The organism is Paracoccus isoporae (assembly GCF_900101865.1).
Taxonomy (GTDB): Bacteria; Pseudomonadota; Alphaproteobacteria; order Rhodobacterales; family Rhodobacteraceae; genus Paracoccus; species Paracoccus isoporae.
In genome coordinates, this window is the sequence record NZ_FNAH01000002.1 from 435828 (window position 1) to 461573 (window position 25746).

Here is a 25746-nt window from a genome sequence, read left to right on the forward strand (position 1 = left end):
TGCGTAGAGATCCGGGCATGAGCGACAGCGAACCGAACCGGCTCGATCTTCTGTGCATCGGCGCGATGCTGTGGGACGTGATCGGCCGCAGCAGCCGGGTCATGGCGCAGGGCAATGACATGCCGGGCCGGATTTCCCATGTGCCGGGCGGGGTGGCGCTGAATGTCGCACTGGCGCTCGCGCGGTGGGGCATGGTGCCGGGAATCCTGTCGGCCGTCGGTCGCGACACCGAGGGCGAGGCGCTGATCGGGGCGGTCGCGCAATGCGGAGTCGTCACCGATTTCCTGTGCCGCGACGGCGGCCCGACCGATGTCTATATGGCCATCGAGGATGCCAACGGGCTGATCGCCGCCATTGCCGATGCGCATTCGCTGGAAGATGCGGGCGAGATGGTGCTGGCCCCGATCCGTGACGGGCGGCTGGCCTCGGCCGACCGGCCCTGGAAGGGGGTTGCGGTCATCGACGGCAATCTGACCACCACGCAGCTCTCGCGCATCGCGCAGGAACCCGGCCTGCAATCCGCGGATCTGCGCATCGTGCCCGCAAGCCCCGGCAAGGCGGAGCGGCTGGCCCCGCTGATCGGCGCCGCGCATGGCTGTTTCTATCTCAACCGCTTCGAGGCGGAGGTGCTGGCCGGGCGAGACCTGCCCGAGTCCGCATCCGCCGCCCGCGCCATGCTGGACCTGGGCATGCGGCGGGTGATCGTCACCGATGGCGGCTATCCGGTCGCAGACGGGCTGAGCGGCGAGGAGATCCTGTCCGCCGCCCCGCCGGCCGTGACCATCGCCCGCGTTACCGGCGCCGGGGACAGTTTCCTCGCCGCCCATATCGCCGCCGAGCGCAGCGGGGCCGACCGCGCCACCGCGCTCGAGAAGGCCGCACAGGCGGCCGCAGCCCATGTTTCGGGAAAGGACATGCCATGACCCAGCCGCTCGACACGACGCCAGAGGTCGCCGCCGCGCTGCAGGCAGGCGATCCGGTCGTGTCGCTCGAATCCACCATCATCACCCACGGCATGCCCTATCCGCAGAACCTGGAGATGGCGCGCCGGGTCGAGGCGGAGATCCGCGCGGGCGGCGCGGTCCCCGCCACCATCGCCGTGGTCGCGGGTCGCATCAAGATCGGGCTCGACCAGACCACGATGGAGCAACTGGCCCGGATGCCGCAGGCGCAGGTGATGAAGCTGTCCCGCGCCGATCTGGCGGTCTGCGCCGCCACCGGGCGGACGGGTGCCACGACCGTGGCGGCGACGATGATCTGTGCGCATCTGGCCGGGATCGGCGTGTTTGCGACGGGCGGCATCGGCGGGGTGCATCGCGGGGCGGAATCCAGCTTCGATATTTCCGCCGATCTGAACGAACTCGCCCAGACCCCGGTCACGGTGATCTGCGCCGGGGCGAAGGCGATCCTGGATCTGTCCAAGACGCTCGAGGTGTTGGAGACGCTCGGCGTTCCGGTCATCGCCTTCGGCCAGGATCAGCTTCCGGCCTTCTGGTCGCGCGAGTCCGGGCTGACCGCGCCCCTGCGGATGGACGACCCGGTCGAGATCGCCCGCGCGGCGGCCGTTCGTGCGGCACTGAACATCCCCGGCGGTCAGCTTGTCGCCAACCCGATCCCGCCCGAGGCCGAAATCCCGCGCGCCGAGATCGCGCCGATCGTCGATCAGGCGCTCGCCGATGCCGCGCGCCACCGGATCGGGGCGAAGGCCGTGACCCCTTACCTGCTGCAACGCATCTTCGAACTGACCGAGGGGCGTTCGCTGTCGGCCAATATCGAGCTGGTGCTGAACAACGCCCGGTTGGCCGCCCGGATCGCGGCAGAGGCCGCCCGTCTGCGCGCGGCATCTTGACGGCGCCGCGGCCAGGTATAACCTTCGCGCCGAAGGATTTTTGCCGCCGATGAACGACACCCCTCCGCCGAACCGCCCTGCCCGCCTGCTGCGCCGGCGCAGCGGCCCGCTGGCCGCCTTGCGCGCCTCGTTCCTGACCGGGCTGATCGTGATCGCGCCGATCGGGATCACCGTCTGGCTGATCTGGACGCTGACCGGCTGGATGGACAGCTGGGTGCTGCCGCTGATCCCGCCCCGCTGGCGGCCGGAGAACTATATCGGCATCGACCTGCGCGGGCTGGGCGTGGTGGTGTTCCTGATCGTGACGCTGCTGATCGGCTGGATGGCGCGGGGCTGGTTCGGCAAGCTGGTGATCGGCACGGGTGAATCGCTTTTCGCGCGCATGCCGATCATCGGGGCGATCTATGGCGGCATCAAGCAGATCGCCGAGACGATCCTCAGCCAGGGCGACGGCAAGTTCGACCGGGCCTGCCTGATCGAATATCCGCGCCGCGGCGTCTGGGGGCTGGGTTTTGTCGCCGGACCGGCCAAGGGCGAGGTCGCGCAGATGGCAGCGCGCCGCGGCCAGGGGCGGTTCCTGGCGGTGTTCGTGCCGACCACGCCGAACCCGACATCGGGGTTTCTGCTGTTCGTGCCCGAGCAGGATGTCCAGATCCTCGACATGACGCCGGAGGAGGCCGCCAAGCTGGTGATCTCGGGCGGGCTCGTCTACCCGTCCGACAACTCCTCGACCAATGCCACCGCGGCGGCGCGCGGGAAAAGCGCGGACATATCCACCGAATCGCGCTGACCGAGATCATCGGCATGATCCTCGATGAAGCGATGCGCCGAAGCCTGCCCGGCGGTGAACATGCGTTCCAGCATGCCCGGATTGGGCAAAAGCTTGGTGCGCGCACTCAGATCGTTCATCAGCGTGTCGTCGAGGATCATGTGCAGCAGCACGTTCTTCATCACCTTGCCCTCAAGACGGCCCTCATTATGCAGCCGCTTGACGAAGTTGATCGCGCGCAGTTCTGACAGCAGCGCGGTGTTGAAGCTGATCTCGTTCACCCGGTCGGCGATCTCCGCCGGGGTGTGCGGCACCTCGTCGCGGCGCATCGGGTTGATGTTCACCACCACGATGTCGCGCGGCAGATCCGGGCGGTAGAGCGGCCAGAGAGAAGGATTGCCGGAATAGCCGCCATCCCAGTATTCCTCCATCTCGCCGGTGATCGGATCATGGATCTTGATGGCGCGATAGATCGTCGGCAGGCAGGCCGAGGCCAGCACCGCATCCACCGTCACCTCCTCGCCGCCGAACACCCGCGCCTGCCCGGTGCGGACATTGGTGGCGTTGACGAAAAGCCGTGTGTCGCAGCTTTTGCCCATCTCCGGGTAGGGCATGGTCAGCAGGATGGAGCGCAGCGGGTTGGAATAGAACGGCCCGTAATCATAGGGGCTGAACAGCCGGGTCAGATTGTCGAACCAGGCGAAGGGCGAAAACATCTCGGTCAGCCGCTCGAAGCTGCGCGGGACGGGAAACAGCGAATGCAGCCAGCGCACGACGCGGGAATCGCTGACCTCGCCCACTTCGCGCCAGATATGGCGCAGGTTTTCGCGCGCCGCGCGCCGCCCGTTGCGCCCCGGCACCGCCGCCAGACCGGCCTGCAAGGCCGCCCCGTTCAACGCCCCGGCAGAGGTGCCGGTGATCGCGGCGATGTCCAGCCAGTCCTCGTCCAGCAGCCGGTCCAGCACGCCCCAGGTGAAGGCGCCATGCGCCCCGCCGCCCTGAAGGGCCAGATTGATCCTGCGTTGATCCATGTCACCGTCCTGCACTCGTCCCGGCAGGCACTCGTAGGCGATTCAGCGCCAGGCCGCAACGCCGCATGAAAAAACGGGTGACGGGCCAGAGGCCGCGCCACCCGCAGGGGATCTGATCCGGGGCCGGGGAAGCCCGTGCGGAACAGGTCAGGCAGACAGGATCGCAGGAAGCCACAGCACCGCGACCGTGGAGACGCAGATCGCGATGACGCCAAGCGCATCGGAGACAAGCTCGCGCAGCGGGGCATCTTCGGCGGTCAGAACGGATTTCACGGCGCGGGTCATGGCAAGCTCCCTTCGAGTTGCCCCTTTGTTCTCATGTTCCCGGCGATTCGGCAAGAACTTTTTAAGAACATTTAACCGGCAGCGATGAGGTGGATGGCCTGGTCCTGCTCCATCAGCCATAGCAGAACCCGCACGGCCCGGCCCCGCTCGCCCTGCATCTCCGGATCGCGCTCCAGGAAGGCGCGGGCATCGCGCTGCGCCATCTGCATCAGCCCGGCCTGCCGTTCCAGATCGGCCACCCGAAACCGAGGCAGGCCGGATTGCGCCGTGCCGATCAGATCGCCCGCGCCGCGCATCTCCAGATCCACCTCGGCAATGCGGAACCCGTCCTCGGTCTCTCGCAGGGTCTGCAATCGCTTCGCCCCCGTCTCGGACAAGGGCGCGTGATACATCAGCACACAGCTCGACGCCGCCTGACCGCGCCCGACCCGGCCGCGCAACTGATGAAGCTGCGCCAGCCCGAAACTCTCGGCCCTCTCGATCACCATGATCGACGCCTCGGGCACATCCACCCCCACCTCGATCACCGTGGTCGCCACCAGGATCTGCGCGCGCCCGGCGGCAAAATCCGCCATCGCTGCGTCGCGTTCCTCGGCCGGCATCTGGCCATGCACCATCCGCACTGGGTCGCCAAACCGCGCCCGCAGCGCGGAAAACCGCGCCTCGGCCGCGGTCAGATCCGAAAGCTCGGATTCCTCGACCAGCGGACAGACCCAATAGGCCCGCGCGCCGCTGGCGATGGCCTTGCCAACCCTGTCCACGATCTCGTCCATCCGGCGGTCATCCAGCATCACCGTGGTGATCGGCTGGCGGCCCGGCGGCTTTTCGTCCAGAACCGAAACGTCCAGATCGCCATATTGCGACAGCGCCAGCGAGCGCGGGATCGGGGTCGCCGTCATCACCAGCACGTCGGGCGGCGCGGCTTCGCCCTTGGCGGCCAGCTTCACCCGCTGCGCCACGCCGAAGCGATGCTGCTCATCCACCACCGCCAGCCGCAGATCGGCAAAGCGCACCTCGTCCTGGAACACCGCATGGGTGCCGACCAGGATGTCGATCCGCCCCTCGGCCAGATCGGTCAGGATATTGGACCGGGCATCGCCCTTGTCGCGGCCGGTCAGCGCCTCGATCCGCACCCCCGCCGCCTCAGCCAGCGGCATCAGCGCGCGCAGATGCTGACGCGCCAGGATCTCTGTCGGGGCCATCAGCACCCCCTGCCCGCCCGCCTCTACCGCGATCAGCAGCGACAGCATCGCCACCAGCGTCTTGCCAGCCCCGACATCGCCCTGAAGCAGCCGGTTCATGCGCATCGGCTCGGCCATGTCGGCCGCGATCTCGGCCACGGCGCGGCTCTGCGCGCCGGTGGGCGGCCAGGGCAACCCGGCCAGCACACGCGCGCGCAACGCGCCGTCGCCCCGGCTTTGGCGTCCCTTGCGGCGACGACTCTGCCGGCGGGCGAGCGCCAGCGTGATCTGATGGGCGAACAGCTCGTCATAAGCTAGCCTTGCGCGCCCCGGCGCGGTGGGTGACAGATCGGCAGGTGATCGCGGCGCATGGGCCAGCGACAGTGCCGTCTGCCAATCCGGCCATCCCTCGCGGCGCAGCAGCTCCGGGTCGATCCATTCCCCGAGTTCCGGCGCCCGCTCAAGCGCCGCCGCCGCGGCCTTGCCGATCTGGCGCTGCGTGATCCCGGCGCTGAGCGGATAGACCGGCTCGTAATCAGCGGGCGGCGCGGCGTTCTCTGGCAGGATATGATCGGGATGGACCATCTGGGCGATGCCGTCGAACAGCTCCACCTTGCCCGAGACGATGCGGGTCTGTCCCACCGGCAATTGCTGTTCCAGCCAGTCGCGGCGGGGATGGAAGAACACCAGCACCAGATCCCCGCCCTGCCCGTCCGCGCAGATCACCCGATAGGGCCGCCCCCGCCCGGTCGGCGCGGCGTGGCGCGTGACGCTGACCCGAATCGTCGCGATTTCCGGCGCGCGCAGATCGGCGACGCGATCCACCGCGCGGCGCGTCACCCCGGCATTGGGCAGGGTGAAGATCAGGTCACGCGGCCGCGTGACGCCCATATTGGACAGCGCCTCCGCCGCTTTGGGACCGATGCCGGGCAGCGTCTCCACCCCCGCAAACAGCGGGAACAGCACCGGCGGCCGGCCTTTCGGCGCTATCCGATCAGGCTCAGCCATGCATCCTCGTCGATCACCTCCACGCCCAGCTCGGCGGCCTTGCTGGCCTTCGATCCGGCACCGGGACCCGCGACCAGCAGATCGGTCTTGGCCGACACCGAGCCCGAGACCTTGGCGCCAAGCGACTCGGCCCGCGCCTTGGCCTCGGCGCGGGTCATCTTTTCCAGCGTGCCGGTAAACACGATGGTCTTGCCGGCGATGTCGCTGTCCTTGGTCGCGGGCGGTGCGGCGTCCTGCACCTCCAGCAACGCCACGAGCGCGTCGATCGAGGCCCGCTCCCGCTCCTGCGAGAAGGCCGCGCAGAGCGATTGCGCCACCACCGCGCCGATCCCGTCGATCCCGGTCAGCGCGTCATAGGCAGAAAGAGATGCGGCCGGCAGCGCGGGATCCGCCGCGAGCACCGCATCGCGGGTCGCCGTGATGCGCGCCCGCCGCCCCTCCGCCTCGGCCTGCGCGCGTTCGCGCAGCACCGCCTCCTCGGCCGCCACATGGCGCTCCGCTGCCGGGACCGCCGCGTCGATCTCGGTCACGAAACTGTCCCAGTCGCCATAGTGCCGGGCCAGATCGGCCGCCGCCACCTCGCCCACATGCCGGATGCCGAGCGCAAAGATCAGCCGCGCCAGCGGGATCTGCCGCCGCGCCTCGATCGCGGCGAACAGGTTGCGGGCCGAGGTCTCGCCCCACCCATCGCGGTTCTTCAGCCGCGACAGGTTTTCGGAATCGCGCCTCTCCAGCGTGAAGATATCCGCGGGCGTGCGGACCGGCAGCGTGTCGTCGCGATAGAACGCCTCGATCTGCTTGTTCCCCAGCCCCTCGATGTCAAAAGCAGGTCGCGAGACGAAATGACGCAGCTTTTCAATTGCCTGTGCCGGGCAGATCAGCCCGCCGGTGCAGCGCCGCACCGCGTCTCCCGGCTCGCGGATCGCATCCGACCCGCATTCGGGGCAGGTTTCGGGGAAAACGAAGGGCTGTGCGCCGTCTGGCCGCTTATCCTCATCGACGTCAGAAATCTTCGGGATCACGTCACCGGCGCGATAGATCTTCACCCAGTCGCCGACGCGGATATCCGTGTCCCGGATCCGCTCGCCGCTGGAATTGATCCCGGCGATGTAATCCTCGTTATGCAGCGTGGCGTTCGACACGGTGACGCCGCCCACCGTCACCGGGTCGAGCCGCGCCACGGGCGACAGCGCGCCCGTGCGGCCGACCTGGATCTCGATCCCGTTCAGCCGGGTCCAGGCGGTCTCGGCGGGAAATTTATGCGCCAGCGCCCAACGCGGCGTGGTCGAGCGCAGGCCGAGCCGGGCCTGATAGGCCAGGTCGTTGACCTTGTAGACCACCCCGTCAATGTCATAGCCGAGACTGGCCCGCTGCGCCTCGATCTCGGCCCAATGGGCCAGCATCTCGCCCGTGTCCTGGCAGAGCCGGGTCAGCGCATTGGTCTGAAACCCCAGTGCTGCGAGCCGCGCCACCGCGCCATGTTGCGTGTCGGAGAGCGGCGCGCTCAGCTCGCCCCAGCCATAGGCGAAGAATTTCAGCGGGCGCTGCGCGGTGACCTCGGGGTCGATCTGGCGCAGCGATCCGGCGGCGGCATTGCGCGGATTGGCAAAGACCCGCGCGCCCTCGCCCGCGTTCAGCGCCGCGAAATCGTCATGCGACATATAGACCTCGCCGCGCACCTCCAGCAGCTCCGGCGCGTCATCCGGCAGGGTCTGCGGAATATCGGCGATGGTGCGGGCGTTTGCCGTCACGTTCTCGCCGGTGGTGCCGTCGCCGCGGGTCGCGGCATGGACCAGGCGGCCGTTCTCGTATCGCAGCGACAGCGACAGACCGTCGATCTTGGGTTCCGCGGTAAACGCCAGCGGTGCGTCCGGGGACAGCCCCAGGAAGCTGCGGATCCGGGCGACGAAATCCGTGACATCGCTGTCGTCGAAGGCGTTGGCGAGCGACATCATCCGCATGGCATGGGTGATCTTGCCGAAGGCGGCCGAGGGCGCGGCGCCGATCTTGCCGGTCGGGCTGTCGGGCTGGACGAGCGCGGGGAAGGCCTGTTCCAGTCGCGCGAGCTCTCGCTTGGCGCGGTCATACGCGGCATCGGTGATGCTGGGTGAATCCTGGCCGTGATACTCCGTGTTGGCCCGGTTGAGCGCATCACTCAGCGCCGCGATGCGGTCCGCGGCCTCGCTGTCGTCAAGCGCCGCCGCCGCCGCGTCGGTCAGTTCCGGCGCGATGTCCTGCGGATCATGCTCCGCCGCGTCAGGGTGCTGTTCCTGGCTCGCCGCGCGGGACCCCGCTGCGTTTTTCCGGGTGCTCGCCGCCGTCTTGCCGTCCTGCCCGGCCGATCCCGGCGATCCGCGCTTTGCTTTGGTCATAGAGTGAACCCCCACATCGATGCCCCGGCGCGCAAGCCGGGCCTGTCATGAGGTGATAGACCGTGACCGTTTTGCTGACCAGATGCCGCGGCCGCGTCGAGGTGATCCTTGCGCTGTGGAGAGGTCGTCCCGGCGGCGGTGGAGACATGGTCCTTTCGCGGCGGTGGAGGCATGGTCCTTGCAGCGGCTGTCGGGTGATCCCTGGGACGGCTGTGAGGTGAACCTTTGGGCGGCTGCAAGGTATTCCGTGGGGCCGTTGTGATGTGGTCCCTCCGAAAGCCGCGAGGACATAATCCCAGCACGGCGAACAGGTGATCCAAGCCGGAACAGCTACGAAGTGATCTTCACTTGCACCGCGATTGAAAGCACGTCGCAGGACGAAAAAACACGGTGCCGCCCATCACGACCCACGCCCGCCCGCGCGACGGCCCACACCCGCCCGCGCGCCGCGCGCCCCGGGAGGGCCGCCTGCCCGTGCCGTGACCTCAGCGGACAGCGTCAAAGGCTGCGCCCGCCTGCGCGCGCAGGGGCCGACGGGCGGGGGCATAAACCTGCCCCGTCAACCTGCCCCGTCAACCCGCCCCCTCAATCTGCCGGGTCACGCGCCGATGGCGAATTTCTCGGCGTCGCGGGGATCGGGGTCGCGCAGCACATAGCCCCGGCCCCAGACTGTCTCGATGTGATTTTCGCCGCCAAGCGCCTGCGAGAGCTTCTTGCGCAGCTTGCAGATGAAGACGTCAATGATCTTCAGTTCGGGCTCGTCCATTCCGCCATAGAGATGGTTCAGGAACATCTCCTTGGTCAGCGTCGTGCCCTTGCGCAGGCTGAGAAGTTCGAGGATCTGGTATTCCTTGCCGGTCAGGTTCACCGGCTTGCCGTTGACCTCCACCGAGCGCATGTCGAGATTGACCGTCAGGTCGCCGGTCTGGATCACTGCCTGGCTGTGGCCCTTGGAGCGGCGGATGATCGCGGCGATGCGCGCCACCAGCTCCTCGCGGTGGAAGGGCTTGGTCATGTAGTCATCGGCCCCGAAGCCGAAGCCGCGCAGCTTGATTTCGGTATCGTCGGAGCCGGTCAGGATCAGGATCGGCGTGTCCACCTTGGAGCGGCGGATCTGGCGCAGCACGTCGATCCCGCTCATGTCCGGCAGGTCGAGATCCAGCAGGATCAGGTCGTAATCATACAGCTTGGCGAGATCGACCCCTTCTTCCCCCATATCCGTGCGAAAGACGTTGTAGCTGGCGTGACTCAGCATCATTTCAAGGCTGCGGGCGGTAGAAGGATCGTCTTCAACCATGAGTATGCGCATTGTCGGTCCCCAATCTTTAATCACTTCGCCATTCAGCTTCGTTCGCAATAGTTAACATAGGGTTACCACAAAGCATGATTTTTAATCAATTGTCTTTCGGACCGCGGTATTTCTGGAGCGCGGTGACCCGAAGCGCGCCGATTCCGTGCCGCGCGACGGCGGCGCACCAGCTTTCAAACTCCTCCTTCGTCAGCCCGTAGCGGCTCAGCGCCTCCTCCTCGGAGATCAGCCCGTGCAGCACGGCATGCACCACCACCGCCTTGCGGCTGGCCACCCATCGCGTATCCGGCGGCGGCAGGTCAGCCAGGGACAGCACGCTGCCATCGGGCAGGGTCACGGTGCGCGGCCCGTTGGATTTTCGCAGATACATCGGCGGCTCCTTTCTGCCGTATGTCTGCCATTCACAGCTTAAGTCGGAATGAAGCTGCCCCTTGAGAAAGGCGTGCTCTTTCCTTAAATTTTCTGCAAATTCGGCCAGTTCCAGATGGCCCAGAAAGGACATTACGTGAACTTTGTCAACGACATCCGCTCCGATACGGAGCTGAATTCATTGGGCTTCGCCAAACCTCCGTCCCGGACCCGCGTCGTGGTGGCCATGTCGGGCGGGGTGGACAGCTCTGTCGTGGCGGCGCATCTGGCCGGACAGGGTTACGATGTGATCGGCGTGACGCTGCAGCTTTACGACCATGGTGCGGCGCTGGCGAAGAAGGGGGCTTGCTGCGCGGGACAGGACATCCATGACGCGCGCCGCGTGGCGGAACGCGTGGGATTCCCGCATTACGTGCTGGATTACGAGAACAAGTTCCGCGAATCCGTGATCGACGAATTTGCCGATTCCTATCTGGCCGGGGCGACGCCCGTGCCCTGCATCCGCTGCAACGAGCGGGTGAAGTTCCGTGACCTGCTGGACACCGCGCGCGATCTCGACGCGGATTGCATGGCGACGGGCCATTACATCCAGCGCCAGATGGGCCCGAACGGGGCCGAGCTGCACATGGCCACGGACCAGAACCGCGATCAGAGCTATTTCCTGTTCTCGACCACGCAGGAGCAGCTTGATTTCCTGCGCTTCCCGCTGGGTCATCTGGCCAGCAAGGCGGAAACGCGCGAGATGGCGGCGCGTTACGGTCTGTCGGTGGCGGACAAGCCGGACAGCCAGGACATCTGCTTCGTGCCAAACGGGAACTACGCCACGGTGATCGAGAAGCTGCGGCCGGGCGCGGCCGATCCGGGCGAGATCGTGGACATGGACGGCAATGTTCTGGGCACGCATCAGGGCGTGATCCATTACACGATCGGCCAGCGACGCGGGCTGGGCATCGGCGGGCTCGGCGATCCGCTTTACGTGGTGAAGCTCGACCCTGACACGCGCCGGGTCATCGTCGGCCCGCGCGAGGCGCTGTCCACCCGGATCGTGCCGGTGGGCGAGGTGAACTGGATCGGGGACGGTCCGTTCGAGGGGCCCGCCCGCGAGGTCTCGGTCCGCATCCGCTCGACCCGCCCGCCGCGCGGTGCCATCTTGCGTGCGACCGGTCCACGCAGCGCAGAGGTCGAACTGCTGGATCCCGAGGAGGGCGTCAGCCCCGGCCAGGCCTGCGTCTTCTACGAAACCGGCGGCACGCGCGTCCTCGGGGGCGGCTGGATTCAGCCGCGCCGCTGAAGCACATCCAGCACCGATTGCGCGGCGCGCAGGCCGGGCGGCGCGCCGCCCTGCCCCAGCCGGATCATGGTCTGCGCCATCGCATCGGCCTGCGCGGCGCGTTGCGCGGGATCTTCCAGCAAGTCCTGCAGCGCCGCGGCGATCGGGCCGGGGCGGCAATTCGCGCCCAGGAACTCCGGCACGGCGCGGGTCTCGCTGACCAGGTTGACCAGAGTCACCGTGTCGGTCTTCAGCAGCATCCCGATCAGCCAGCGGGACAGCGGCGCCATGTCATAGGCGATCACCATCGGCACGCCATTCGCCGCCAACTCCAGGCTGACCGTGCCAGAGGCGGCCAGCGACAGATCGGACGCGGCAAAGGCCGCCCGCTTCTCACCCGCATCCTCGACCACGATGGGGGCGGTCGGCCAGCGGCGGGTCATGTCGCGCACCATCCGCGCCACGCCCGGCACGGTGGGGATCACCACGCGCAGTTCCGGGATGCGGTCGCGGACCCGGATCAGCGCCTCGTCGAAGCGCGGGGCCAGGCGGGAGACTTCGCTGCGGCGAGAGCCGGGCAGGCACAACACCACCGGCGCATCGGCGTCGATGCTGTGGCGCTGCCGGAAGGCTGCGCCTTCCGATGTGCTGGCCCGCGCCTCCGACACCACGGGATGGCCGACGAAATCGCAGCTCATCCCCGCTTCTTCCATATAGGGCGGCTCAAAGGGCAGCAGCGCCAGGACGTGATCCACCATTTTCGCCATCTTGGCCGCCCGGCCCGGCCGCCAGGCCCAGACCGAGGGTGCGACATAATGGATGACGGGGCCGCGATAGCCCTGCGCCCGCGCCAAAGCCGCCACGCGCAGGCAGAAATCGGGGCTGTCGATGGTGATGAGCGCGTCGGGTGCCGTCTCGGCCACGGCGGCAGCCGTCTCGGCGATGCGGCGCTTGAGATGGCGGTATTTCGGCAGGATCTCGGCGATGCCCATCACCGAAAGCTCCTCCATCGCGAAACGGCTGGACAGGCCCTGTGCCTGCATCTCCGCCCCGCCGATGCCGTCATAGGCGATGCCCGGTGCAAGCAGGTTCAGCCCCGACATCAGCGCGCCGCCCAGGCGGTCGCCGGATATCTCGCCCGCTATCACGAAGAGGCGCATCGCGTTCTCCCCCGTTTCGCAGCCGCAAAGCCGGCGCGCCCTGTGCTCAGCGCGCCCACAGGAAAACACCCGCGGCGCGCGCGCGTTCCACAGCCTGTTCCCGGTCCAGCAGAATGACGCCCCCCGCCTGCCAGGCAATGCCCGCAAGCCCGGCCCGCGCCGCCTCGTCCACCGTGTCGGGCCCGAGCGAGGGCAGATCGATCCGCCGGTCCTGATCGGGTTTCGGCGCCTTCCAGAACACCCCGCGCGGCCCGTTCGGGCGCGGCCGCATGTCGCGGTGGCGGGCCACGAAATCCAGCATCGCCGCGGTGCCCGGCAGGGTCTCCACCGCCAGGCACAGACCCTGCGCCACCACTGCCCCCTGGCCAATATCCAGCCCACCCAGCCCGGCCACGATCCGCGCCGCGCAATCGGCATCGGAGATGTCACCCGCCGTCGGCTCACCGCAGAGCATCCCTGCCGCGGGGACCAGGTCGGGCGCGATCTCCGGCGTGCCGACGACCGTGAAACCCCATTCCTCGAACAGCGCGATCACCTCGCGCAGCGCGGCGTCGTCGCCCGACTGCATCGCGCCCAGGATGCGCGGCACCAGGCTGGCCGTGCGGGGATCGAACGCCTCGGGGTCCAGACGGGGACGGCGCACGGCACCGGCGAAGGTGACCCGCTCCACGCCCTGCTCGGACAGCCAGTCGAAGAACGGCACCAGCCGCTCCAGCCGGAAGCTCTGATGCGGCAGCGGCGGCGCGAATCCGTCAAGCGCGGCGATCACGGGATCGTCCAGCATGGCGGCGACGGCGGGGGCGAGCGCGCCCTGCCCGGCGATGATGGCGGTGCGGCTCATAGCGGTTTCAGAAAGCTGCGATCGGACGGGCCGAGGATGAAATCCAGCATCTCCTGCGCCATCGCGCCGTGGTCGTCGGCCTGCACCTGTCGGGCCTGCTCGCGGAATGCGCCCCGGCTCAGATCAGCCAGCAAACGGCGCAGCTCGGCGATCTCGGCGCGGGACGCGCCACGCCGCTTCAACCCGACCAGGTTCAGCCCGTCAAGATGCGCGCGCGGCCCCTGCACCAGCCCGAAGGGCAGCACATCGGCCGTGACCATCGACAGCGCCCCGATCATGGCGCCCTGTCCGATGCGCACGAATTGATGAATGCCTGACAGCCCGCCGACGATCACGTCGTCCCCGATCACGCAATGCCCGGCCACGGCGACGGAGTTCACCAGCACCACCCGATCCCCGATGCGGCAGTCATGCGCGACATGGCACGACGCCATGAACAGCCCGTCATCGCCCACACGCGTCACCCCGCCGCCGCCTTCTGTGCCGGGATTCATCGTCACGTATTCGCGGATCCGGTTGCGGGCGCCGATCTCCAGCCGGGTGTCCTCGCCGCGATATTTCAGGTCCTGCGGATCCTGCCCGATCGAGGCGAAGGGATAGATCACCGTCTGAGCGCCGACGGACGTGTCACCGCCGATCACCACATGCGATTTCAGCTCCACCCCGTCGCCCAGACGGACCCGCGGCCCGATGACGCAGAACGGGCCGATGCGGACCCCCTGGCCCAGAACGGCCCCCTCCGCGATCACGGCAGAAGGGTGGATCAGCGCATCAGCCATCCACGCCGCCTGTCGCCGGCCGGTCCATCATCGCGGTAAATTCGGCCTCGCAGGCCAGCTCGCCATCGACCGTGCCGCGCCCGGCGAATTTCCAGATCTTGCCACCGCCGCGCTTCACCTCGACATGCAGTTCCAGCACGTCACCCGGCACCACCATGCGGCGGAACTTCACCTTGTCGATGGCCATGAAATAGGTCTTCATCCCCCTGTCGGCGAGATCCAGGCTGACGCCCACCACCACCGCCGCGGTCTGGGCCATCGCCTCGACGATGGTGACGCCCGGCATGACCGGCTGGCCGGGGAAATGGCCCTGGAAATGCGGCTCGTTGAAGGTTACGTTCTTGATCCCAACGCCCGCGCTGTTCGGCACGATGTCGCGCACCCGGTCGATCAGCAGGAACGGGTAGCGATGCGGGATGATCCGCTGGATCAGGCCGATATCGGCGTCGGTCGGGATGGTGTCGGCCATGTCTGACTGCCTTTCGAGATGGGTTGGAAACTCTGCTAGCAAAGCGCGGGGCGGATTGGCAAGGCGGCGCGCCGCCGCTCAGCCGCGCCGGCGTCCCTCCACCAGCCAGCCGGTGAGCATGGTGCCGGCGATCAGCGCCAGCCAGATCCAGCCGGGCAGCAGCGGGCGGCGCGACAGGCCGGTCACCGTCTCTGCCTCGCGCGCGGTCAGCCCGATCCAGCGGCCGGCGATGCCGCGCCCTTCTGCGGGTCGGCCCTCGGCGATGCGGCGCAGCTCCGGCACCCCGTCCGAGAGGCGATGGATGCTGCCGCCCGACGCTTCGGTCAGCCCGGCCATGGCGGCGGCATTGGCGACGGTGCGGTCGAATTCGCGCGGCGCGGCGGGGCCGATGGCGACGGAGCGCGCCAGATCTCCCTGCCGCACGGTATAGAGCCCCGGCGCAGGCGCGGTGAAGCGCCCGGTGAAACTGCCCGGCCCGGCCTCCTCCAGAGCCAGCTCAGAGCTCTGGCCGTCGGGCCCGGCAATCACCGCCGGTTCGGTCACATCCTCCAGGCTGCGCCGCGTTATCTCGATCCCCAGTCCGGGCAGGCCGCGCAGCTCCAGCGCCTCCTCCTCAAGCTGCGGCTCCTTCATCGACCAATGCGCCACCCGCCGCATTAGGTCGAGCTGCGGCCCGCCCCCCTCGAACCCGCGCCCCCAGAGCCAGAGCTGGTCGGAGGCGATCAGCGCCACCCGCCCCTCGCCCTGCCGGCGCAGCATCAGAAGCGGCTGGTTGTCCGCCCCGGTCATGGCGACGGTCGCGTCTTGCGTGGGCGAGGTCTCGATCATCCGCAGCCAGCGGCCCCAATCATCGCGCGCTTCGGCCTCAGCCGGCGCTTCGGCGGGGGCGCCCGGCAGCGATGCCGTGACCGGGTGGCGGCGGCCATCGCCGGTCAGCAGCGGACGGAACGGCCGGTCGATGACCCGCCCCGTCGGCCGCGCCGGCAGCACCGCGCCGAGCGCCGAGCGCGCGATGCTGTCCACCCCGGCGAATTCCGGCCCGGCCGAGACCAGAACCGCGCCGCCCTGCTCCACATAGCGGCGGATATTGTCGTAATATTGCGGCAGCAGGATCCCCCGCATCCGGAACCGGTCGAAGATGATGAGGTCGAAATCCTCGATCCGCTCCATGAACAACTCGCGGGTGGGAAAGGCGATCAGCGCCAGCTCGGTCACCGGCACGCCGTCGAATTTCTCCGGCGGGCGCAAGATGGTGAAATGGATCAGATCGACATTCGCATCCGATTTCAGAAGGTTGCGCCAAGTTCTTTCACCGGCGTTCGGCTCGCCGGACACCAGCAGAACCCGCAGCCGGTCGCGCACCGCGTTGATGCTTAGCGCGGCCTGGTTGTTGATCGGGGTCAACTCTCCGTCCTGGGTCTCGACGCTGAGCAGCACGACGTTGCGCCCCGCCGTCTCCAGCGTGACGGGAAGCTCGATCCGTGTGCCGGGGGTGACCGCGACGGTCGCGATCTCCTCGCCATCCAGCGTGGCGGTGAGCGTCATGGGCGCCGCCATCTCGGCGGGTGCTGCGCCCTCATCGGCAATATGCAGGCGGATGGTGGCGGGTTCTCCGATCAGGGCAAAGCCGGGCGCCTCGTCGATGACAATGCGACGGTCCCAGTCTTCAGGCGTCCCGGTTTGCAGGAAATGCACCGGGGCGGGCGCGTCGGCGGGCATGGCGGCCGGATCATGGGCCAGCCCGTCGCTGACCACCACCGCACCGGCCAGCCGGTTGGCCGGTTCGGCGGCAAGCGCGCGCGAGAGCGTCGCGCCAAGCAGCGTGCCGTCCGCGTCATCGCCCAACGTCACCCGGCGGATCTCGGTATTCGGCCAGCCCGCCAGCTCCGCCTCCATCTGCGCCAGCACCGCGTCGCTCGTGTCTCGCCGTCCCGGCAGGGTCTGGCTGGCGCTGCGGTCATCCACCAGCAGCACGATGTCGGAGAGCGGGCGCGCCTCGCCGCGCTCCAGCCCCGGCCCGGCAAGGGCTGCGGCGATCAGCAGAAGCGCCGCACCGCGCCACCACGCCCCGCGCAGCCGCCGCCAGCGGGACAGCGCCGCGACCGCGATCCCCAGCAGGGCCACGATGGCGGCCAGCCAGCCCGCCGCAACCGCCCCGATCAGCGGCGACAGGATCGGATCGAGAACCAGCCCGCCCCAGCTCATCCGCCCTCCTCCTGGCGCAGACGTTCCAGCAGGGCGGGGACATGGATCTGGTCGGATTTGTAATTGCCGGTCAGCACATACATGATCAGGTTCACGCCGAAGCGATGCGCGATCTCGCGCTGCCGCTCGCCATCCATGCCGGTGCCGACGGCGAAGACCGGCAGGCCGCGATCATCGACGGCCCAGGCCTCGGCCCAGCCATTCCCGCCGATCACCACCGGCGAGACGCCGTCATTCACCGTGCCGTCCCGCGCGCTGCTGGCCTCCACCCAGACCTCGCCCCCGGCATAGCGGCCCGGAAGGTCGTCCAGAAGGTAGAAGCTGCGGGTCAGCACATGGTCGTCGGGAACCGGCTGCAGGGGCGGCATGTCGAGCGGACCGGCCAGCCGGCGCAGATCGGCGGAGTTGTCCGGCCCGGTCCCGGCCAGATCGGCATCGCCGGTGTCGAACAGGATCATCCCGCCGCCGCGCAGATAGCGGTTCAGCCGCAGATAGGCCTGCGCCGAGGGAACCGGCTGATCCGATCCGATCGGCCAGTAGAGAAAGGTCAGCAGCGTCAGATCGGCGGTTTCCAGATCCACCGCGACGGGCGAGGTCGGCTCGACCGTGGTGCGCGCGGTCAGGGTGTGTGACAACCCGCTGAGTCCCTGGCGCGAGGTCTCGTCAAGGCCCGCATCGCCGGTCAGCACATAGCCCATCGCGAACGCGTTCGCCGCCCGCATCAGGTCCGGATCGATCTCCTGCGCGCGGGACAGATCGGGCATGAACAGCACCAGCAGCAGCGCCGCCGTCACCCCGCCCGCGCCGCCGCGGCGCAGAACCATCGCGCCCGCCAGATCCGCGACAAGCGCCAGCGTGGCGGCCAGCAGCAGCCATCCGGCCAGCGGCAGGCCGGGCGTGGACGACGTTTCCACCGTGGCGCCGGGCCAGCTTGCTTCGGTGATCGGCCCGCCTGCATTCAGCGCCACCAGCCGCTCGCCGGAGGCGTAGAGACCGGCGGGCACGTCCGGTCCCGGACCCTCGGCGAGCGCCGCCTGCGGCACCGGGGCGGGGTCGCTGGCGTCGCGCAGCCGGCCGAACCCGTCCAGGATTTCGGTGGCGGTCCAGATCCCGTCCTGCGCCTGCGCCGGGTCGGCCTCCGCTGCGGCGGCGCGCGTGCCCGCGCTGCTGACCAGCCGGTCCAGCATCTCGACGAACAGGCCCGAGAGCGGCAGGGTCGACCAGTCGGCATTGGCGGTGGAGTGAAACAGCACCAGCCGACCTTCGCCCATCCCGGCCCGCGTCACCAAGGGCGTGCCGTCGCTCAACGCGGCAATACTGCGCTCGGCCAAGTCCGGCGAGGGTTCCGCCATCAGTTGCGCGCGCACCGTGACATCCTCGGGGATGGTCAGTCCGCCAAAGGGACCATCCGCATCGAAGGGCGCGATCGGGCGCGGCGCGCCCCAGCTCAGCGCGCCGCCCATGTCACGCCCCCCCGGCCGCAGACGCACCGGCAGCAGCGGCTCCATCACCAGATCGGGGGCGGCGGCCATGCGCGGCCCGGCAAAGCGGATCAGCAGCCCGCCCTCCGCCACCCAGTCGGCCAGCGGGCCATCCGGCTCCAGACCGACTCGGTCCATCATCACGATCACGTCCGGGCCGGCGCTCAGCGCGTCGGTCAGCCCGGTCTCGATCAGCCGGGCGGATCCGGCAAGCGCACTGCGCAGGTAATGGGCCGGCGACAGCAGCGCCTGCCCTTCCGAGGTCGCCCGCCCCTCCGAGATCAGCGCCACCACGGGACGCCGCAGCCGGTCATCGCCCAGCACCAGGGCGGCGGCGGATTCGACGCCGTCCACCGCGAATCGGGTCACCCGCCCCAGCAATTCGGGTGGCAGATCGACCTGGACCGGCCGGATCGTCACCCCGCCCTCGCGGCGCGGCGGACCGGGGCTGAGCCGGGCAAGTTCCCGCGGAATACCCTGCGGATCGGGGCCGAGGGCAAGGATGTCGGGCGCCTGCTCGCCCGTCGTCGCCAGCTCCAGCACCGGCTGCGGGCCATCGCCGATCATGGACAGGCTGGTCGCGGGGATCGCTTGCGGGATCACCTCCACCGGCCCGGCCCCGGTCAGCGCGGCGAGCCAGGCGGCGCGGTTGGGATGATCCAGCCCGTCGCTGAACCAGATCGTGCGCAGCACCCCGTCGGGCAGATCGGCGAACATTTCGGCATCCGCCACGGGATAGCGACCCGGCCAGGGCTGGGGCTGCGCCGCGCGCAGGGTCGCGGCCACCGACCCGTCGGCCGCAAAGATCAAAGGCGCGTCGCCCTGCCCGTCGGCCAGCAGGACCGAGACCGGACGACCGGCGGCGATGGCGGTCTCTGCCGCCCTGACCGCGCGGTTGCGCGCTGCGTTCCAGCCTGGTGCTGCGGTCGCGCCCGCATCCATCACGATCAGCAGCGCGTCGCCCTCCTGCTGGGGCGGCGGCGGTCGCCAGACCGGCTGTGCGAAGGCCAGGATCACCGCCGCCACCGCGATCATGCGCAGCAGCAAGAGCCACCACGGCGTGCGGCGCGCGATCGGTTCGGGGTCGCGCAGCCCGGCCAGAAGGGCTGTGCCGGGAAAGCGGATCCGGGTCGGCACCGGCGGCAAGGCGCGCAGCAGCCACCACAGCAGCGGCAGAACCGCGAGCGCCGCCAGCACCAGCGGCGCGCCGAAACCTATCGGGCCCAGCATCATCATCGCGCCGCCAGCACGCCGTGCAGCCAGATCAGCGCCTCCGATGCCGGCCGGCCGAGGTCATGGGTGCCGAACAGCGCCCCGGCCTGCGTCGCCATGCGCGAGAGATCCTCGCGCCGCGCGGCCAGCCGGGCGCGATAGGCCATGCGCAGCCCCTCGGCATCGCGCGTGTCATGGCGCAGCCCGCCGGCGGTCTCGAAGCGGACCGCGCCGCCAAAGGGAAACTCTTCCTCGTCCGGGTGCAGCAGTTGCAACAGCACGGCCGTTGAGCCGAAGCCCGAAAGATTGCCGAGGAACTGAGCGAGCAGCGGTGTCTCGACCAGGAAATCGTCGATCAGCACCACCACCTGCCCCGGCCGCGCCATCGCGGGATCGGGCGCATCGCCATCGCCCGGCAGAAGCGCCTGACCCGCCAGATCGAGGCTCAACTGCCCGGCCTGGACATTGCCGCCCCCCGGCGCCCGGCCGAGCAGCGATACCCGCTCGCCCCCGCGCAGCATCGACAGCGCCAGCGACAGGCCGATCAGCCGGGCGCGGTCCTGCTTTGTCTCGCCCGCCGCGCCCTGCCCGGCATAGGCCATTCCGGCCCCGCGCCCGATCCAGATGGCCGCGGTCCGCGCGGTCTGACGCTCGCGGTCGCGGACGAACTGCGCATCCCCGCGGGCCGAGCGGCGCCAGTCGATCGCTCGTGCCGTATCGCCCTCATGCGCGGGGCGGTATTGCCAGAAATCCTCGCCCGTCCCGGCGCGGCGCAGCCCGTGCCCGCCCGGCGCCACGGTGGCGGCGACCGGCCCGCGGGTCAGGATCAGCGGCGGCAACGCGCCCGCGGCGGCTTCGGCCCGGGCGCGCAGAATGGCGGCGGAACTGGCGCTCCCGGCGCTCACGCCGCCTGCCGGAACTGGGCGTCCCGGATGCGGCCGATCACGGTGTCGGTGGTTTCGCCGCGCGCGCGGGCGGCGAAGTTCAGCGCCATGCGGTGGCGCATCACCGGGGCGGCCATCGCATCGACATCCTCCAGCGTGGGCGCGAATCGTCCGTTCAGCACCGCCCGCGCCCGCGTCACCAGCATCAGCGCCTGCGCCGCGCGCGGCCCCGGCCCCCAGCTGAGCGTGTCCGCGATCCAGTCGGCGCCTTCCGGTCCCGGCCGCAGCGCCCGCACCAGATCGAGGATCGCGTTCACCACCGTCTCCCCCACCGGCATCCGCCGGATCAAGCCCTGCGCCGCGATCAGCCCGGACGCATCCATCGCCGGGTGCGGGGCGGATTGCTCCTCGCCCGTGGTCGCAAGCAGGATGGCGCGTTCGGTGTCGCGGTCGGGATAATCCACGTCGATCTGCAAAAGGAACCGGTCAAGCTGCGCCTCGGGCAGCGGATAGGTGCCCTCCTGCTCGATCGGGTTCTGGGTCGCGAGCACGTGAAACGGCCGGCCCAGCGGGCGATGCGCGCCGCCCACGGTCACCTGCCCCTCCTGCATCGCCTGCAACAACGCCGACTGGGTGCGCGGGCTGGCGCGGTTGATCTCGTCGGCCATCAGAAGCTGGGTGAAGACCGGCCCCGGCACGAAGCGGAATTCGCGTCGCCCGTCCGGGGCCTGGTCCAGCACCTCGGAGCCCAGAATATCGGACGGCATCAGATCCGGGGTGAACTGGATGCGCGCATCCTCCAGGCCCAGCACGGTCGCCAGCGTGTCCACCAGCAGCGTCTTGCCCAGACCCGGCTGGCCGACCAGCAGGGCGTGCCCGCCCGCCAGGATCGCCGCCAGAACCTGCTCGACCACCTCGTGCTGACCGACGAAACGCCGCTCGATACTGGCGCGCGCCTCGGCCAGGCTCTGACCCAGGGTCAGAACATCATCCACCAGTTTGTCATCCTCGGCCATGACAATTCTCTCTTTCTGCTCTAGAACGCATGAAACCACGGATCGAACGCGGGTGAAATGGGCAAACCGACCGAGGCAGATGGCAGGAACGGGCCGGCGGCAGACCGCGCAGGCGGGCTGATCGGCGCTGCGAAGACGCAGGGCACGCGCGGGCCGGCGCCGGTGCATCTCTGGGATCCGCCCTATTGCGGCGAGATGGACCTGACCATCCGCGCCGACGGGGTCTGGATCCATGAAGGCGCGCCGATCGGGCGGCCCGAAATGGTGCGGATGTTCGCCAATATCATGAAATTCGAGGATGGGCGGCATTACCTTGTCACCCCGGTCGAGAAGATCGGGATCCAGGTCGAGGATTCGCCCTTCATCGCCGTGGACGTCGATCTGGACGCGGCGGAGATCCGTTTCACCACCAATATCGGCGATCAGGTGACGCTCGGCCCGGATCATCCGCTGACCATCGCCGGCACGCCCGACGAGCCGCGCCCCTATGTCGAGATTCGCGGCGGGCTTTTGGCCCGCATCGACCGCAAGAGCTTCTATCGCCTGGCCGAGGCCGCCTCCGCCGGCCCCGATGGCCGGATGGGTGTGACCTCGGGCGGCCGGTTCTTTCCGCTGGAGACGTGATGCCCCGTTTTGCCGCGAACCTGACCATGCTGTTCAACGAGTTGCCGATGCTGCAACGCTTCGGCGCGGCACGGCGGGCCGGGTTCAAGGGGGTGGAGATCCTGTTTCCCTATGACATCCCGCTGCCCGACATGCGCGCGAGCGCGCGGCGCAACCGGATGGAGATCGTGCTCATCAACTGCCCGCCGCCGAACTGGGCCGGCGGTCCGCTCGGCTTCGCCGCCATCCCCGAGCGCAAGGAGCGGTTCCGCCGCGATTTCGAGCGCGCGCTGCGCGTGGCCGAGGCGCTGTCGGTGCGCCATATCCACATCATGTCCGGCAAGGCCGAGGGCGCGGCGGCGCTCGACTGTTTCATCGACAACCTGCGTTGGGCGGCGGGGCGCGCGCCCCATGCCGGGCTGACCATCGAGCCGATCAACCCGATCGACATGCCGGGCTATTTCATGTCGGATTTCGACCTCGCCGAGACCGTGCTCGACGCGGTGGCCGCGCCCAATCTGGGGCTGCAATTCGATGCCTATCACGCCCATCGCATCACCGGCGACGTGATCGGCTGCTGGCGGCGTCACGGCCACCGCGCCCATCACATCCAGATTGCCGGGATGCCGGGGCGGCACGAGCCTGTCGATGGCGAGATCAACTATACCGAGTTCTTCCAGGTTCTGGCCGAAGATGGCTATGACGGCTGGGTCTCGGCCGAATATGCGCCGCGCACCCTGACCGAGGCGGGGCTGCGCTGGCTGCAGGAGTTCGGCAAGGCGCAGGGCCAGCCGCCGCAGGACGGATCGCGACCCGCCCCCGCATCGCGTGGCCGGCCTTTGCGCCGCCGCATCGCACCGGGCACCGGCAGCTAGACCGGACCCGCCGCGCCGCTTGCGCCGCCCGTCAGGCCCGGCGCAGCGCGATCACCGCGTTCAGCCCGCCAAAGGCGAAGGCATTGGACAGCACCGCATCCACCTTCTTCTCGCGCGCCTCGTTCGGCACCACGTCGAGCGCGCATTCCGGGTCCGGCTCTTCGTAATTGATCGTCGGCGCGATGATGCCGTCGCGCAGCGCCATGACGCAGGCCAGCAATTCCACTGCGCCGGTGCCGCCGATGATATGGCCATGCATCGACTTGGTGGATGACATCATCAGCCGGTCGGCGTGATGTCCGAAGGCATGCGCCACCGCCGCGCATTCGGTCTTGTCATTCGCCGCCGTCCCGGTGCCGTGGGCGTTGATGTAGCCGAGCTGATCGGGGTTCAGCCCGGCATCGCGCATCGCCCCGGTGATGGCGCGCTCCGCCCCCTGCGCCGAGGGCATCACGATGTCCTGCGCGTCCGAGGACATGGCGAAGCCCACCACCTCGGCCAGGATGTCGGCGCCGCGCGCGCGCGCATGGTCGTAATCCTCGAAGACGAACACGCCCGCCCCCTCGCCCTGCACCATGCCGTTGCGGTTGGCGCTGAACGGGCGGCAGGCGTCGCGCGACATGACGCGCAGCCCTTCCCAGGCCTTCACCCCGCCGAAGCACAGCATCGCCTCGGAGCCGCCGGTCAGCATGACCCTGGACGCGCCGGAGCGGACCATGTGGAAGGCCTGCCCCATCGCGTGGTTGGACGAGGCACAGGCCGTGGCCACAGTAAAGGCCGGGCCGCGCAGGCCGAACTCCATGCTGACATGGCTGGCGGCGGCATTGTTCATCAGCTTGGGCACGACGAAGGGGTGCACACGGTTCTTCCCCTCCTCGTAGACCACGCGGTAATTCTCGTCCCAGGTGTTCAGCCCGCCCCCGGCCGTGCCCAGGACGACGCCCGAACACAGGCCCAGCTCGCCATGAAACTCCAGGCCCGACTGCTCCACCGCCTCCTTGGCGGCCAGAAGGGTGAACTGGGTGAACTTGTCATAGAGCAGGATCTGCTGGCGGTTGAACCAGCTTTCCGGCTGCCAGTCATGGATCTGCGCCCCGATCTGGATCGCCAGCCGGTCCACGTCGCGGAAATCGAGCTGGGTGATTCCGCAGCGCCCTTCGCGGAACGCCTCCAGCGTCGTCTTTACATCGAGCCCGAGCGCGTTGACCGTGCCCATCCCGGTGATGACCACGCGCCGCGCACCGCTGCGGGGCTTGTGCATGACCGGCGCGGCAACCGGCCCGATCTTTTCGGTGCGTCCCTTGGCCGCGCCGGACTTCTCCGTCTTGGTCTTCTTCGCGTTCATGCCTTCGCGGCCACCAGCTTTTCGACGGCCGAGATGATCTGGCCGATGGAGGAGATGTCGAACTCCGATTTTTCAGGCTCGTTGGCGTTGAACGGGATGGTGATGTCGAACTCCTCCTCGAGCGCGAAGATCGAATCGACCAGACCCAGGCTGTCGATGCCCAGATCGGCCGGCGTCGCGTCGTCGGTGACCTGTTCGACATCGAGCATGGCCTGTTCGGCAATGATCTCTCGGATGCGGTTGCGGATCGTGTCGGTCATCTCATCCTCCGGTTCGCGCGGGCGACGTCTCGCCACGTGCCGTGTTGCTCAGGCCTTGTCCAACAATTCTGTAACAGTTTTCTGAAGCTTGGACAGCGTCGCCGCCATGCGCGGCAGGCGGCGGGTGGCGCGGTCCATTTCCATCCGCGTGGCCATGTCGATGGCGGGATTGCCCAGCACCACGCGGCCCGCCGCCACCCGGCTGAACAGCTTGCTGGCCCCGCCCGCGATCACGTCATCGCCAACGGTGATGTTGTCCGACACGCCGCATTGCCCGGCCAGCACGACGCGATTGCCGATCACGCTCGACCCGGCAATGCCGACCTGTCCGCAGATCAGGCAGTCATCGCCCACCACCACGTTATGGCCGATATGGACCATGTTATCGAGCTTGGTGCCGTTGCCGATCCGTGTCGCGCGGATCGTGCCGCGATCAATGCCCGCATTGGCGCCGATCTCTACATCATCGCCGATCTCCACGCGGCCAAGCGAATGGATCCTCTCCCAGCTCTGTGCGACAATATGTTCGCGCTTTCCAAGGGTTCTGCGAATTTCCTCGACGCCTGACTCCTGCTCGGTGACAAAGGAAAACCCGTCAGAGCCGATCACCGCGCCCGGCTGGATGATGACCCGGTCGCCGATCTGCACATCGTGCTGGATGCGCGCGCCGTTCAGGATCATCGCGTCCGCCCCGATCCGGCTGCCCTGCCCGATCGAGACATGGCTGGCGATGCGGGCATTCGCGCCGATCCGCACATCCGGCCCGATCACCACGAAGGCCCCGATGGCGGCGCCGTCGCCAATCTGCGCCGAGGAATCGATCACCGCCGATGGATGGATGCCCGGCGCGATGTCGGGGCCCGGATCGAAGCGGCGCGTCAGCCCTGCCATGACCAGCCGGGGACGCGGCGCGAAGATGGCGGCGGCCAGCCCGTAATCCTCCGGCGCCATGCCCTCGGACAGGATCGCCGCAGCACCAGGCCGCAGCGCCTCGGCATATTTCGGCGACATGGCGAGCGCGATCTGCCGGGGACCGGCCTGCGCCGGCTCGGCCGCGCTGTCGATCTGCATGGACAGATCGCCCCAGGCGCGGGCGTCGAGCGCCTCGGCAAGATCCTTGATCGTGACCTGCATCGCGGCCTCCTTTCGCGCCCATGATCTAGCCATCCGCGC

The 25746-nt window shown here is 68.8% G+C and carries 23 protein-coding genes; 6 read left to right on the top strand and 17 right to left on the bottom strand.

What is annotated here, in order from left to right; translation table 11 throughout:
• Positions 1–17: 17 nt before the first annotated feature.
• Genes BLT73_RS05655 through BLT73_RS05665 form a run of 3 tightly spaced genes read left to right on the top strand, consistent with a single transcriptional unit; the run spans position 18 to position 2639 of the window.
• Positions 18–923: a PfkB family carbohydrate kinase gene (locus tag BLT73_RS05655; RefSeq protein ID WP_090521631.1), complete on the top strand. Its 906-nt coding sequence runs from the start codon at positions 18–20 to the stop codon at positions 921–923.
• Positions 920–1849 (top strand): pseudouridine-5'-phosphate glycosidase, encoded by a 930-nt coding sequence (locus BLT73_RS05660; protein WP_090521632.1) that lies wholly within the window; start codon positions 920–922, stop codon positions 1847–1849. The genes BLT73_RS05655 and BLT73_RS05660 overlap by 4 nt, the downstream gene beginning before the upstream one ends.
• Positions 1850–1898: 49 nt before the next feature.
• Complete coding sequence (locus tag BLT73_RS05665) at positions 1899–2639, top strand: DUF502 domain-containing protein (protein WP_090521634.1); 741 nt, start codon at positions 1899–1901, stop codon at positions 2637–2639.
• Here the strand turns inward: BLT73_RS05665 and BLT73_RS05670 are convergent.
• The 6 genes from BLT73_RS05670 to sciP form a co-directional block, all read right to left on the bottom strand.
• Positions 2558–3649 carry a patatin-like phospholipase family protein gene (locus BLT73_RS05670; RefSeq protein WP_090521925.1) on the bottom strand — a complete coding sequence of 364 codons (1092 nt, stop codon included), beginning with the start codon at positions 3647–3649 and terminating at the stop codon, positions 2558–2560. The genes BLT73_RS05665 and BLT73_RS05670 overlap by 82 nt on opposite strands.
• A 147-nt stretch (positions 3650–3796) precedes the next feature.
• A complete protein-coding gene (locus tag BLT73_RS17235) occupies positions 3797–3934 on the bottom strand; it encodes a hypothetical protein (protein WP_176804937.1) in 138 nt (45 codons plus the stop codon).
• Between the two features lie 71 nt (positions 3935–4005).
• Entirely contained in the window at positions 4006–6123 is a 2118-nt protein-coding gene (gene recG, locus BLT73_RS05675; RefSeq protein ID WP_090521636.1) for an ATP-dependent DNA helicase RecG, read from the bottom strand.
• Positions 6102–8495: an NAD-dependent DNA ligase LigA gene (gene ligA, locus BLT73_RS05680; protein ID WP_090521637.1), complete on the bottom strand. Its 2394-nt coding sequence runs from the start codon at positions 8493–8495 to the stop codon at positions 6102–6104. Before ligA ends, recG begins: the two co-directional genes overlap by 22 nt.
• Before the next feature lie 598 nt (positions 8496–9093).
• Positions 9094–9804 (bottom strand): response regulator transcription factor CtrA, encoded by a 711-nt coding sequence (gene ctrA, locus BLT73_RS05685; RefSeq protein WP_090521639.1) that lies wholly within the window; start codon positions 9802–9804, stop codon positions 9094–9096.
• A gap of 85 nt (positions 9805–9889) precedes the next feature.
• Entirely contained in the window at positions 9890–10174 is a 285-nt protein-coding gene (gene sciP, locus BLT73_RS05690; protein WP_090521926.1) for a CtrA inhibitor SciP, read from the bottom strand.
• Positions 10175–10309: 135 nt separating this feature from the next.
• Here sciP and mnmA point away from each other — a divergent pair, with 135 nt between their 5' ends.
• Positions 10310–11464 carry a tRNA 2-thiouridine(34) synthase MnmA gene (gene mnmA, locus BLT73_RS05695; protein WP_281246291.1) on the top strand — a complete coding sequence of 385 codons (1155 nt, stop codon included), beginning with the start codon at positions 10310–10312 and terminating at the stop codon, positions 11462–11464.
• Here mnmA and lpxB read toward each other — a convergent pair.
• The 8 genes from lpxB to BLT73_RS05735 all read right to left on the bottom strand — a co-directional run bounded on the left by lpxB (position 11449) and on the right by BLT73_RS05735 (position 21490).
• Positions 11449–12603, bottom strand: a complete 1155-nt coding sequence (gene lpxB, locus BLT73_RS05700; protein WP_090521644.1) for a lipid-A-disaccharide synthase — start codon at positions 12601–12603, stop codon at positions 11449–11451. The two genes, mnmA and lpxB, sit on opposite strands and share 16 nt — an antisense overlap.
• Before the next feature lie 46 nt (positions 12604–12649).
• The gene (locus tag BLT73_RS05705) at positions 12650–13444 is read right to left on the bottom strand and encodes an LpxI family protein (RefSeq protein WP_090521646.1); all 795 of its coding nucleotides are present in this window, start codon (positions 13442–13444) and stop codon (positions 12650–12652) included.
• Positions 13441–14223, bottom strand: a complete 783-nt coding sequence (lpxA, locus tag BLT73_RS05710; RefSeq protein ID WP_090521648.1) for an acyl-ACP--UDP-N-acetylglucosamine O-acyltransferase — start codon at positions 14221–14223, stop codon at positions 13441–13443. The genes BLT73_RS05705 and lpxA overlap by 4 nt, the downstream gene beginning before the upstream one ends.
• Entirely contained in the window at positions 14216–14692 is a 477-nt protein-coding gene (gene fabZ, locus BLT73_RS05715) for a 3-hydroxyacyl-ACP dehydratase FabZ (RefSeq protein WP_090521650.1), read from the bottom strand. The genes lpxA and fabZ overlap by 8 nt, the downstream gene beginning before the upstream one ends.
• A 78-nt stretch (positions 14693–14770) precedes the next feature.
• On the bottom strand, positions 14771–16897 hold the full coding sequence (locus BLT73_RS05720) for a hypothetical protein (protein ID WP_090521651.1): 2127 nt from the start codon (positions 16895–16897) through the stop codon (positions 14771–14773).
• Positions 16894–19614: a DUF4159 domain-containing protein gene (locus tag BLT73_RS05725; RefSeq protein ID WP_176804939.1), complete on the bottom strand. Its 2721-nt coding sequence runs from the start codon at positions 19612–19614 to the stop codon at positions 16894–16896. The genes BLT73_RS05720 and BLT73_RS05725 overlap by 4 nt, the downstream gene beginning before the upstream one ends.
• Entirely contained in the window at positions 19611–20495 is an 885-nt protein-coding gene (locus tag BLT73_RS05730) for a DUF58 domain-containing protein (RefSeq protein WP_090521655.1), read from the bottom strand. The genes BLT73_RS05725 and BLT73_RS05730 overlap by 4 nt, the downstream gene beginning before the upstream one ends.
• Positions 20492–21490 (bottom strand): AAA family ATPase, encoded by a 999-nt coding sequence (locus BLT73_RS05735; RefSeq protein WP_090521656.1) that lies wholly within the window; start codon positions 21488–21490, stop codon positions 20492–20494. The genes BLT73_RS05730 and BLT73_RS05735 overlap by 4 nt, the downstream gene beginning before the upstream one ends.
• 57 nt (positions 21491–21547) lie before the next feature.
• Here BLT73_RS05735 and BLT73_RS05740 point away from each other — a divergent pair, with 57 nt between their 5' ends.
• The gene (locus BLT73_RS05740; protein WP_090521658.1) at positions 21548–22114 is read left to right on the top strand and encodes a DUF1285 domain-containing protein; all 567 of its coding nucleotides are present in this window, start codon (positions 21548–21550) and stop codon (positions 22112–22114) included.
• Positions 22114–22968: a hydroxypyruvate isomerase family protein gene (locus tag BLT73_RS05745; protein ID WP_090521660.1), complete on the top strand. Its 855-nt coding sequence runs from the start codon at positions 22114–22116 to the stop codon at positions 22966–22968. The genes BLT73_RS05740 and BLT73_RS05745 overlap by 1 nt, the downstream gene beginning before the upstream one ends.
• Before the next feature lie 31 nt (positions 22969–22999).
• Here BLT73_RS05745 and BLT73_RS05750 read toward each other — a convergent pair whose 3' ends face one another.
• The 3 genes from BLT73_RS05750 to BLT73_RS05760 all read right to left on the bottom strand — a co-directional run bounded on the left by BLT73_RS05750 (position 23000) and on the right by BLT73_RS05760 (position 25707).
• A complete protein-coding gene (locus tag BLT73_RS05750) occupies positions 23000–24229 on the bottom strand; it encodes a beta-ketoacyl-[acyl-carrier-protein] synthase family protein (protein ID WP_090521928.1) in 1230 nt (409 codons plus the stop codon).
• Between the two features lie 80 nt (positions 24230–24309).
• Positions 24310–24573 carry an acyl carrier protein gene (locus BLT73_RS05755; protein ID WP_090521663.1) on the bottom strand — a complete coding sequence of 88 codons (264 nt, stop codon included), beginning with the start codon at positions 24571–24573 and terminating at the stop codon, positions 24310–24312.
• 48 nt (positions 24574–24621) lie between these two features.
• Entirely contained in the window at positions 24622–25707 is a 1086-nt protein-coding gene (locus BLT73_RS05760) for a UDP-3-O-(3-hydroxymyristoyl)glucosamine N-acyltransferase (protein WP_090521665.1), read from the bottom strand.
• Between the last annotated feature and the right edge of the window lie 39 nt (positions 25708–25746).

What these genes read in the sequence shown, in the direction of transcription:
- lpxB (WP_090521644.1), bottom strand. Translation starts at nt 12,603, where the DNA reads ATGCGCCTCTTCGTGATAGCGGGCGAGATATCCGGCGACCGCCTGGGC.
- BLT73_RS05670 (WP_090521925.1), bottom strand. Translation starts at nt 3,649, where the DNA reads ATGGATCAACGCAGGATCAATCTGGCCCTTCAGGGCGGCGGGGCGCAT.
- BLT73_RS17235 (WP_176804937.1), bottom strand. Translation starts at nt 3,934, where the DNA reads ATGACCCGCGCCGTGAAATCCGTTCTGACCGCCGAAGATGCCCCGCTG.
- fabZ (WP_090521650.1), bottom strand. Translation starts at nt 14,692, where the DNA reads ATGGCCGACACCATCCCGACCGACGCCGATATCGGCCTGATCCAGCGG.
- BLT73_RS05705 (WP_090521646.1), bottom strand. Translation starts at nt 13,444, where the DNA reads ATGAGCCGCACCGCCATCATCGCCGGGCAGGGCGCGCTCGCCCCCGCC.
- BLT73_RS05755 (WP_090521663.1), bottom strand. Translation starts at nt 24,573, where the DNA reads ATGACCGACACGATCCGCAACCGCATCCGAGAGATCATTGCCGAACAG.
- BLT73_RS05760 (WP_090521665.1), bottom strand. Translation starts at nt 25,707, where the DNA reads ATGCAGGTCACGATCAAGGATCTTGCCGAGGCGCTCGACGCCCGCGCC.
- BLT73_RS05750 (WP_090521928.1), bottom strand. Translation starts at nt 24,229, where the DNA reads ATGCACAAGCCCCGCAGCGGTGCGCGGCGCGTGGTCATCACCGGGATG.
- BLT73_RS05720 (WP_090521651.1), bottom strand. Translation starts at nt 16,897, where the DNA reads ATGAGCTGGGGCGGGCTGGTTCTCGATCCGATCCTGTCGCCGCTGATC.
- BLT73_RS05740 (WP_090521658.1), top strand. Translation starts at nt 21,548, where the DNA reads ATGGGCAAACCGACCGAGGCAGATGGCAGGAACGGGCCGGCGGCAGAC.
- ctrA (WP_090521639.1), bottom strand. Translation starts at nt 9,804, where the DNA reads ATGCGCATACTCATGGTTGAAGACGATCCTTCTACCGCCCGCAGCCTT.
- lpxA (WP_090521648.1), bottom strand. Translation starts at nt 14,223, where the DNA reads ATGGCTGATGCGCTGATCCACCCTTCTGCCGTGATCGCGGAGGGGGCC.
- BLT73_RS05655 (WP_090521631.1), top strand. Translation starts at nt 18, where the DNA reads ATGAGCGACAGCGAACCGAACCGGCTCGATCTTCTGTGCATCGGCGCG.
- BLT73_RS05660 (WP_090521632.1), top strand. Translation starts at nt 920, where the DNA reads ATGACCCAGCCGCTCGACACGACGCCAGAGGTCGCCGCCGCGCTGCAG.
- ligA (WP_090521637.1), bottom strand. Translation starts at nt 8,495, where the DNA reads ATGACCAAAGCAAAGCGCGGATCGCCGGGATCGGCCGGGCAGGACGGC.
- recG (WP_090521636.1), bottom strand. Translation starts at nt 6,123, where the DNA reads ATGGCTGAGCCTGATCGGATAGCGCCGAAAGGCCGGCCGCCGGTGCTG.
- BLT73_RS05725 (WP_176804939.1), bottom strand. Translation starts at nt 19,614, where the DNA reads ATGATGATGCTGGGCCCGATAGGTTTCGGCGCGCCGCTGGTGCTGGCG.
- sciP (WP_090521926.1), bottom strand. Translation starts at nt 10,174, where the DNA reads ATGTATCTGCGAAAATCCAACGGGCCGCGCACCGTGACCCTGCCCGAT.
- BLT73_RS05735 (WP_090521656.1), bottom strand. Translation starts at nt 21,490, where the DNA reads ATGGCCGAGGATGACAAACTGGTGGATGATGTTCTGACCCTGGGTCAG.
- BLT73_RS05665 (WP_090521634.1), top strand. Translation starts at nt 1,899, where the DNA reads ATGAACGACACCCCTCCGCCGAACCGCCCTGCCCGCCTGCTGCGCCGG.
- BLT73_RS05745 (WP_090521660.1), top strand. Translation starts at nt 22,114, where the DNA reads ATGCCCCGTTTTGCCGCGAACCTGACCATGCTGTTCAACGAGTTGCCG.